The sequence below is a fragment of the Thermodesulfobacteriota bacterium genome (genome assembly GCA_039028315.1).
In the GTDB taxonomy this organism is placed as follows: Bacteria; Desulfobacterota_D; UBA1144; order Nemesobacterales; family UBA2774; genus CR02bin9.
Map to the genome: position 1 here is coordinate 1 of JBCCIH010000097.1, position 8753 is coordinate 8753.

Below are 8753 nucleotides of genomic sequence, written 5' to 3' on the forward strand. Positions count from 1 at the left end.
AAAGCCTCTTGCGGAGAGAATGCGCCCAACAGTCTTTGAGGACTTTGTAGGCCAAGCTCACCTTCTTGGTCCAGACGGCGTAATAACTAAAATGCTGGGCACAAGTAACTTGCGCTCAATGATATTCTGGGGCCCTCCAGGAACTGGAAAAACTACTCTTGCTAGACTGCTAGCAACCAAAATAGACGCAGAGTTCGTACAAATAAATGCAATTTCATCAGGTGTAAAAGAACTAAGAGCGATTATCTCAGAAGCTGAAGACACACTTCGAATGGGCAAGAGGACTGTTTTGTTTATTGATGAGATCCACCGGTTTAATAAATCACAGCAGGCAGCTCTTCTAAAAAGCGTAGAAAACGGAACTTTAGTATTGATTGGCGCCACCACTGAAAATCCTTCTTTTGAAGTTATCTCGCCTCTGTTATCGAGGTGTAGAGTATATGTGCTTGAGGCTCTATCAGAGCAGGATTTGGGAAAAATTCTAGATAGTGCATTGAGCGGAGATGATTTAATTGGTGAAGCTGCAATAAGTCCTGAGGCAAAAGAGGAACTTGTTCGACAAAGCGGAGGGGACGCCCGCATAATGTTAAATGCCCTTGAGGTTGCTGTAGATATATCAGATCTTAGAGAATCAATTATTAGCCGCGATACAATTAGGGAAGCATATCAGACACATCACTATAGATATGACAGGGCAGGGGAAGAACACTACAATACAATCTCTGCATATATTAAAAGCGTAAGGGGAAGCGATCCAGATGCGGCTGTTTACTATCTTGCCCGAATGCTCGAAGCCGGAGAGGATCCTAAGTTTATTGCCCGAAGATTGATTGTTCTGGCCTCAGAAGATATAGGAAACGCTGAGCCATACTCTCTAACATTAGCTACATCCGCGTTTACCGCTGTAGATTATGTTGGGATGCCTGAGGCGGCAATAATTCTTGCTCAAGCTACGACTTATCTAGCAAGCTGTCCAAAGAGTAACGCCTCATATAAAGCGATTGGTGAGGCTACAAAAGAGCTACAGAGCCAGCCGAATCTGAAAATCCCATTTCATTTGCGAAACGCGCCGACTCAGCTTATGAAAGACATTGGTTACGGTAAGCACTACAAATATTCTCATGACTATGACGAGCATTTTATAGAGCAGGACTTTTTACCTGAGGAAATAAAAAACAGTATATTCTATGACCCTACAGAGATAGGCAGGGAGGCCGCACTTAAAAAATATCTGGATAAAAAATGGAAAAAGCGGCAAAAAAAAGATTAGACACTAGTTCTTTCTTTCAATCAACTCAACTTTATAGCTGTCAGGGTCTTCAATAAATGCAATCACTGTTTTGCCATGTTTCATCGGACCTGGGGGACGAATAACCTTGCCTCCTAACTCCTCAATTTTCTCACACGAAGCATAAATATCTTCAACACCAAATGCCATATGACCATAGCCGTTACCAAGATCATAACTGTCCGTGCCCCAGTTATGTGTGAGCTCTAGAAATGGCTCTGTATCTCCGCCGTATCCCAAAAACGCAAGCGTAAACTCTCCATCAGGATATTCAGTTTGCCTGTGGTGTGTGAGGCCGAGAACTTCAGTGTAAAATTTAATCGATTTATCTAAATCTCCAACCCTTATCATAGTGTGTAAGAACTTCATTTGCGCCTCCTGGTTAGCTTCTCTTTTACCAACTACTCACAAACTAGCACAGCACTTTTATGATGTCAAAGAATTTTCTTTTGATTCATGATCTAACTCTTCCCCTGACACAAATAACACGATTTCGATATATGAGTATTAAGATCCTTGATCTTGTCTGTGCATTTATATTATAATTAACGAATGAAATAACTAATGATCAAGGAGGATGAGGTATGAAGGTAATAATACAAAATCTAATTATATTAATAGCCTTAGTTTTATATTTTACTTCTTTTTCCCAGGCGGATGTTGAAGAAGGAAGAGTAGGGGACTACAGATTCCCAAATGGTGTTAATATAGACCCTAAAACGCCTTTAGAAATTATGGGCGGCAGCTGTATTGAGCAAAATGATCAGTGTCAGACAGGATTTCAAACAACCCATGATGTATATGTTAGCCTAAATCTGGAAGATCCTAACAACCTTGCTATATATGCTATTGACCAATTGGATCCTAATATAGTTCAGCAAATACTGTTTCCAACAATTCCTAATGTCTTCGGTATGGCAAGAAATATGCTCACTATGGCAGGCGGTACGATGATAGGGAGCTTCATTAATAACGGTAACCCAAACCCTGGGGGTGGAGGCGAGCTCACCGCTCTTAGAGTAAGACCTGATAATAACTGTCTGCTAGAGGCTGACAGATTTAAGGTAAATGCTAATTTTAATGAGTTTGATGATTATGGCGAATCCACTGTTGCACCAAGAGAGCCGCTTGGGTTTTTTAGTAATGCTGACCCTTGTATCGGCGGATGCAACATTACACATAACAGATTTGACATTTATTGTTCTGATGACGGTGGGGAGTTTTGGTTCTTAAACCCCGATAGTGTTGATGAAATTCTTTGCGCACTCAACGGCGGACCTATTGCAGCTATGAACCCTATTGCTCGTGATAGGTTCTGGGTTTTCTATGGTTCACTCACAAATGTAGATGTTTCAATCCGAGTCACAGATACACAAACAGGGGTGACTAAAGAATTTGATAACGATATACAGTTCGCGGGCCTAGGTGATTCATGTGGAGTTTCTACAGATGAAGGAGAAGCTGTAATTTATAGGAACAAAAGAGACCAGCAGGTTAAACTGGTAACATTCCAAAAGGACTTTGGCGAGCCGGGAGGCGAAGATCCTAAGGTTCATATGATTGCTGATGATCCTGATTTTGATGTTTTCTATGGATTCGGATGCAGTCCTACACCAGACAATCCTAACGGCACAGATGCCGCGTTTACGTGGATTGGCGGAAGGGTAGATGTTGATTTTGGCGAACCATTTGGCGGTGGACCTAGAATAATCTTATCTCAAAACCAGCCTCCAACTACAAATTCCAACTTTGGCCCTGCAGCTATGACAAATATGTGCGCCCCGATATTTTCGGAAAGATTAGAATCAGGAGATACGGTCGCTTGGGGTCAAACAAATCAAAGCACATTTTACTCACAATTCATATACCGCTTAGAGGCGCCAGTTCCAACCTTGAGCCAGTGGGGACTCATATCGCTATCATTCGTTTTATTGGTTATCGGAGGACTTTATCTTAGAAGAAAGTCTGCAGTTTCAGACAAATAGTTCAGAAAATAATTTAGTGATAAAGAAGAGATGAATCCCTCTTGGCTCACAGTCTAAGGGGGATTTTTATTTGGCTAAAAAATTGTTTCATTACCTACAAGAATTTTTGCTGTAAGAGAGGCTTGCACAGTATCCTGAGTGTTCCTTACTTCGCCTGCCAGTGTAACTAGACCACCGTTTAATTTTGGCTTCTCATCAAGCTCAGTGATTGTCCATTCCATTGTGACAGTATCATCTATATATACGGGTGCTGTAAATTTTATAGAGGCCTCTACTGTTGATATATCGGTGTCATGAAAAACTTTGCTGTACACTCCTACCATAAGGCTAAACATTAAGGCTCCGTGCACAATTCGTTTTCCGAATCTTGCATTTTGCATGTCTAATTCGTTTGTATGTAGTGCATTGTAATCATTAAATAGTCCGGCAGATCTTACGACGTGTGTCTCTGTAATGGTTATTTTCTCGGATAAAATGTCACCAATTTTAAGCTCGTTAAATGCTCTTCCGATTCGTACCATTTTCTCCTCCAGCTTTAAATAAATTTCCTGTCCCTTATGGCTTTTCCAAGCGTTATTTCATCAATGTACTCAATATCTCCGCCCATCGGAACGCCGTGCGCAATACGGCTTACTTCAATCCCTAAGGGCTTTATTAGTCTAGAGAGATAAAGGGCCGTTGCCTCTCCTTCAACGCTAGGATTTGTAGCAACTATCACCTCTTTGACGCCTTCTTCTTCTAGTCTTGAAATAAGCTCTGATATTTTAAGTTCCTCTGGCCCCACACCTTCCATAGGAGAAATGACTCCATGAAGTACGTGATATTGACCTCTAAATTCTTTACTCTTTTCTATTGCAAGCAGATCAAGAGGCTCTTCGACAATGCATATTACACTATTATCCCTCTGTGTGTCGGTGCATATATCACATGGTGATTTAGAGCTGAAATTAAAGCACTTTTCGCACAGTACAACTTTGGTTTTTGCGTCAACTATGGCCTGGGCCAGGTTCTCAGAATATACTTTGGGTGATCTGAAGATGTGAAACGCAAGTCTTGTGGCGTTTTTCTCTCCTATGCCCGGTAGCTTAGCAAGCTCACCGATAAGCCTAGATATAGATTCTGGAAGTCCTCTTGTCTTCATCTCTTAGAGCAGTCCGGGTGGAAGACCCATTCCGCCGGCAGCTTTTGATACCTCTTCCTGCATAAGTTCTTGACCACGGTTAAGCGCTTCGTTAACTGCTGCAGTGATCAAATCCTGAAGCATATCGATATCATCGTCCTGAACTATTTCAGGCTCTATTTTAATAGATACAATCTCTCCCTTAGCCTTGGCAACTACTGTGACCATCCCGCCGCCAGAGGTTGCTTCTAGTGTTTTCTCGCCGGCCTCGGCTTGGAGCTTTTCCATCTTCTCCTTCATCTGATTGGCCTGCTTGATTAAGTTCTTCATGTTACCACCGCCGCCTAATTTCATATCTTCACTCCTTATTATTTGGTTTGATGTTAATGACCCTGCCTCCAAAAACATCTAATGCTTCTTGTAGGATGGGGTCATTTTTGATTCTTTCTTTTTTCTGTGCCTTTTTTTCAATTTTGCTGTTTATATCGTTTTTTGCTTGTGCTCCGATTTCTTGTATCCGAAGTTCTACGTCATCAGAGAAAAAGTCTTTAACAAGAGCAAGAAGAGTTGTTTGAGATTCTTTTCTTTTTAAATAATCTAGAGCTGCAGACCCTTTTTCACATACAATTTTTAGTGTTGAACTATCAGATACCAATTCCACTACTTGCTCAAGCCTCCTGCCAATTACAGGTTTATTGGATTTAACGTATTGAATAAATTCCTGAGTTGTCTTGATTTCCGAATTCTTGCCATTGGCTGCTTGATTATTGGTCTCTGTTGGCTGACTATCAATCTTGGGCTTAGCCTTCGTTTTCGTTGGAGCTTTGCTAGTTGAAGGGGCCGATTTGTAGCTAGGCTGGGCCTCATCAAAGCTTTTAGGGCTTTTTTTTACTGAAGAAGGCGCCCCGCCACTCATATTATCAAGTTTTTCAATAATCTCCCTAATAGGAGTAATGTCTTCTAAGCTTGAGAGTTTAATAAGCATGAGCTCAAGACTCATCTGAGGGTAGAAAGACCTTTGTATATTCTCTGCGCCCTCGAGCATTATATTAAATAGCGCCTCTAGCGTTTCAATGCTCACATTATTAAGAAGCTCTTGAAGAGCTAATTTATCTTCATCAGAGAGATCGGTTATCGCATCCTTCCCACAGGTCTTAATTAAAAGAGCATAACGCAATGTGCCCAGAAGATCCTCTGCAAACCGCTTTGGGCTTATTCCTTTGTCAATTGCCTGATTTAAAACATCTATGCAGTGTTTTGGGTCTTTTTGTATAACTCCTTCAAGAGCAGATTTCACTAGATGGCGATCCAAAATTCCTAAAATATTAAGAGCATCCTCATGCTTGATGTCACTGCCGAAGGTAGCGATTAGCTGGTCCATGAGACTAAGTGAGTCTCGAAGACTGCCGTCAGCTTCCTGGGCAATTACATATAGAGTTTCGTCTTCTACTTTAATTTTTTCTTTTTTAGTAATTGCAGTGAGTTGTTCTTTTATTTTATCTACAGATACTTTTTTGAAGTCATATCTTTGGCATCTGGATAAAATCGTAACCGGTATTTTATGCACCTCAGTGGTAGCAAGAATGAATAGCACATGGGGCGGAGGTTCTTCTAAAGTTTTAAGCAGTGCATTGAATGCTGACTGTGAGAGCATATGAGCTTCATCAATTATGTAGATCTTATTTTTCCCTGATGTGGGAAGATATTTTATGTTCTCAATTATCTCCCTAACGTCATTTACGCCGGTGTGAGAAGCGGCATCAATTTCCATTACATCAAGAGATTTCCCCTCTGATATCTCTTTGCAAATAGTGCAATCAGGGCAAGGTGCAGCAGTAGGTCCGTCCGCACAGTTAACTGCTTTAGCCAATATTCTGGCGGTGGATGTTTTCCCCACTCCTCTGGGGCCAGAAAATACAAAAGCATGTGCTATTTTGCCAGTAGAAATAGCGTTTTTGAGGGTTTGCGTAATATAGTCCTGGCCTATTAGGTCATCAAAAGTCTGTGGTCTCCACTTTCTTGCCAGAACAACGTAGGACATCTTTCACCTTTTTTTACCAGTTAGCCAGGTATCCGCAACGCACTAGAGGGTTTGCTACCGTTGCTCCCTTCCAGGCCTGGCGGGTTTCACAATCTCAAGCCGTACGGGCCTGACCAACTGGAATTTTATTTCTCAATTAAATCGCAAATACATATTATACAATATGAGGGCGTATACTCTAATTACAAGCTATTATGATCCCTTATATTATGTGGCGGAGAGGGAGGGATTCGAACCCTCGAGGGAGCGTGAACCCCCTACACGCTTTCCAGGCGTGCACCTTCGGCCACTCGGTCACCTCTCCTTTGTATCCGAAAATTAAGACAAAGATTTTAACATTTAGATGGAATTGTTCAAAAAAGGCTAATTTTAATAATTAAAGCCCTTTAGTAGGAAATTTTGTCTAATCTAATATTCTTCCTCTGGATATTGGGCGCCTTCTTCATAGCCTTCTCTTATGTTCTCAGGCATCGTAGGGGCGCCAACTGCTTCACCAGGATCCTCTGCGGACCCTGGACTTAACCAGGAGCAGCCAGTTGAAAATACACAAATTAAAATTAACAATAACCCAAATATCTTAATATAATTCCTTGCGGATTTATTCATCTCTTTTTCCCGTTAAAGATATTTACTCGCCTTTATACTCACACTTGCAAATATCTTTGTGAATGTAGGCAATAACATCCCATATCTGTGGCTCTGACAAAACTCCGCCCCATGCAGCCATCATAGGTGAAAGGCCAACTGCGGCGCCGCCTTCATTAATTACCTTAAACAGATGTTCATTGCTTAGGGTGGACACATAGGATGCGTCGCTTAAATCTCGGGGCTTTGGATCTAGAGCTGCTGATGCTATTCCATCACCCTTACCTGTTGCGCCATGACATGATGCGCAAATATTATCATACTGCGTTTTGCCCTCTGCTGCATTACCTTTTTCCTCTGCAACACCATTATACGTAATTAGCCCCAGCACCATGAATGATGCAAGGACAACCCTAATAACTTTACTCAATTTAGTACCTCCAATATATAAATAACTTAGCCTAATCCTAATTGTAACTGTATTCTTGGGTTTGTATAGTAATATTCCTTGAAGAATTTAGTGCTGAGTGCGATAATGATTAATAAAGATTTATGGAGTTTTAAATGAGCTTTATTCATACCGATATAAATGAGAAAATAGCTACTGTGAAAATAATCAGAAACAAGGTAAATGCGCTTAACGATGCTGTCGTTGACGATCTCACGTATTCACTAAAAGAGATTGCAGAAAACAGTAATATTAAATCAGTGGTTTTGACAGGGCAGGGGAGTTTCTTTTCTTTTGGTTTTGATGTGCCGGGGTTTATGTCTTATCCAAAGGATTCTTTTGAGAGTTATGTAACAAAATATTCTGAGCTAGTTAAAAACATTTTTATGTTTCCAAAACCGGTGATTGCAGCCATAAATGGTCATGCTGTCGCAGGTGGGTGCGTGTTAGCTGTTGCATGCGACCGGAGAATAATGCAATCAGGTAAACCCAGAATTGCGCTTAACGAGATGACTTTTGGTTCGACACTTTTCTCATCTGTGACAGAGCCCCTAAAATATGCAGCAGGTCCGAGAAATTCAGAAAATATTATCTACTCGGGAACTATGTTATCAGCCGAAGAAGCTCAGGAGCTTGGTTTGGTGGATGAGATCTATGGAGAAGAGCAGTTTGAAGATAAGGTCTCTGAAGTTAGTTCAATCTTTGCAAATAAGGATTTGCGCGCTTTTGCCAGCATTAAACAACTACTAAAGTCAGATGCTTTAGACCGAATAGAAAGTGACGAGGCCCGATCAATTTCTGAGTTTGTAGATATCTGGTACTCTGAATCTACACGAGAGCAGCTTGCTAATATTGAAATCCGCTAATTAACAAATCAGGGGAGTCTCTATGATTAAAAAATGGAGCGTAATTAATTCAGAAGTTCTTCAGTCCAACAAAATTTTCAATGTACGTAAAGATAAGAGCAGGTCACCCATTACTGGAGACGATCATGATTTTTTTGTAGTCGAAGCTCCTGATTGGATAAATGTTGTAGCGCTCACAGAGGAAAACGAAATTGTTTTGATAGAGCAGTATCGCCATGGAACAGACTCGGTAACAGTGGAAATTCCAGGCGGAATGGTTGACCCTGGGGAGGAGCCTCTACAAACTGCAAAAAGAGAGCTCCTTGAAGAAACAGGGTATGCCGGGGAGAACTGGGTACAAATAGGGGTTGTTCACCCAAACCCGGCCATGCAGAATAACAGGTGCTTTATGTTTTTGGCTACAAACTGCAAGAAGGTCTC

At 41.2% G+C, this 8753-nt stretch carries 11 protein-coding genes, 1 tRNA gene and 1 other RNA gene; 4 read left to right on the forward strand and 9 right to left on the reverse strand.

What is annotated here, in order from left to right; translation table 11 throughout:
- The coding region (locus AAF462_07150) for a replication-associated recombination protein A (GenBank protein MEM7008894.1) at positions 1-1270 on the forward strand (1270 nt) is incomplete at its 5' end.
- A gap of 3 nt (positions 1271-1273) precedes the next feature.
- On the opposite strand, the gene gloA is transcribed toward AAF462_07150, so the two are convergent.
- Positions 1274-1657, reverse strand: a complete 384-nt coding sequence (gloA, locus tag AAF462_07155) for a lactoylglutathione lyase (GenBank protein MEM7008895.1) — start codon at positions 1655-1657, stop codon at positions 1274-1276.
- Between the two features lie 215 nt (positions 1658-1872).
- Here gloA and AAF462_07160 point away from each other — a divergent pair, with 215 nt between their 5' ends.
- Positions 1873-3273: an IPTL-CTERM sorting domain-containing protein gene (locus AAF462_07160; GenBank protein ID MEM7008896.1), complete on the forward strand. Its 1401-nt coding sequence runs from the start codon at positions 1873-1875 to the stop codon at positions 3271-3273.
- A 74-nt stretch (positions 3274-3347) separates the two neighbouring features.
- On the opposite strand, the gene AAF462_07165 is transcribed toward AAF462_07160, so the two are convergent.
- The 8 genes from AAF462_07165 to AAF462_07200 all read right to left on the reverse strand — a co-directional run bounded on the left by AAF462_07165 (position 3348) and on the right by AAF462_07200 (position 7449).
- On the reverse strand, positions 3348-3794 hold the full coding sequence (locus AAF462_07165; GenBank protein MEM7008897.1) for a MaoC family dehydratase: 447 nt from the start codon (positions 3792-3794) through the stop codon (positions 3348-3350).
- 14 nt (positions 3795-3808) lie between these two features.
- The gene (recR, locus tag AAF462_07170) at positions 3809-4414 is read right to left on the reverse strand and encodes a recombination mediator RecR (GenBank protein ID MEM7008898.1); all 606 of its coding nucleotides are present in this window, start codon (positions 4412-4414) and stop codon (positions 3809-3811) included.
- A gap of 3 nt (positions 4415-4417) precedes the next feature.
- Positions 4418-4747: a YbaB/EbfC family nucleoid-associated protein gene (locus AAF462_07175; protein MEM7008899.1), complete on the reverse strand. Its 330-nt coding sequence runs from the start codon at positions 4745-4747 to the stop codon at positions 4418-4420.
- Between the two features lie 4 nt (positions 4748-4751).
- Entirely contained in the window at positions 4752-6434 is a 1683-nt protein-coding gene (dnaX, locus tag AAF462_07180; protein MEM7008900.1) for a DNA polymerase III subunit gamma/tau, read from the reverse strand.
- An 18-nt stretch (positions 6435-6452) separates the two neighbouring features.
- An RNA gene (gene ffs / locus AAF462_07185) (signal recognition particle sRNA small type) lies at positions 6453-6550 on the reverse strand.
- A 96-nt stretch (positions 6551-6646) separates the two neighbouring features.
- Positions 6647-6738 (reverse strand) — tRNA-Ser (locus AAF462_07190).
- 104 nt (positions 6739-6842) lie between these two features.
- On the reverse strand, positions 6843-7040 hold the full coding sequence (locus tag AAF462_07195; protein ID MEM7008901.1) for a hypothetical protein: 198 nt from the start codon (positions 7038-7040) through the stop codon (positions 6843-6845).
- Between the two features lie 22 nt (positions 7041-7062).
- A complete protein-coding gene (locus tag AAF462_07200) occupies positions 7063-7449 on the reverse strand; it encodes a cytochrome c (GenBank protein MEM7008902.1) in 387 nt (128 codons plus the stop codon).
- Between the two features lie 134 nt (positions 7450-7583).
- Here AAF462_07200 and AAF462_07205 point away from each other — a divergent pair, with 134 nt between their 5' ends.
- Both AAF462_07205 and AAF462_07210 read left to right on the forward strand, forming a co-directional pair.
- Positions 7584-8333 (forward strand): enoyl-CoA hydratase/isomerase family protein, encoded by a 750-nt coding sequence (locus AAF462_07205; protein ID MEM7008903.1) that lies wholly within the window; start codon positions 7584-7586, stop codon positions 8331-8333.
- Positions 8334-8355: 22 nt separating this feature from the next.
- Positions 8356-8753 (forward strand): NUDIX hydrolase (locus tag AAF462_07210; GenBank protein ID MEM7008904.1); only part of this gene is annotated, 398 nt, incomplete at its 3' end.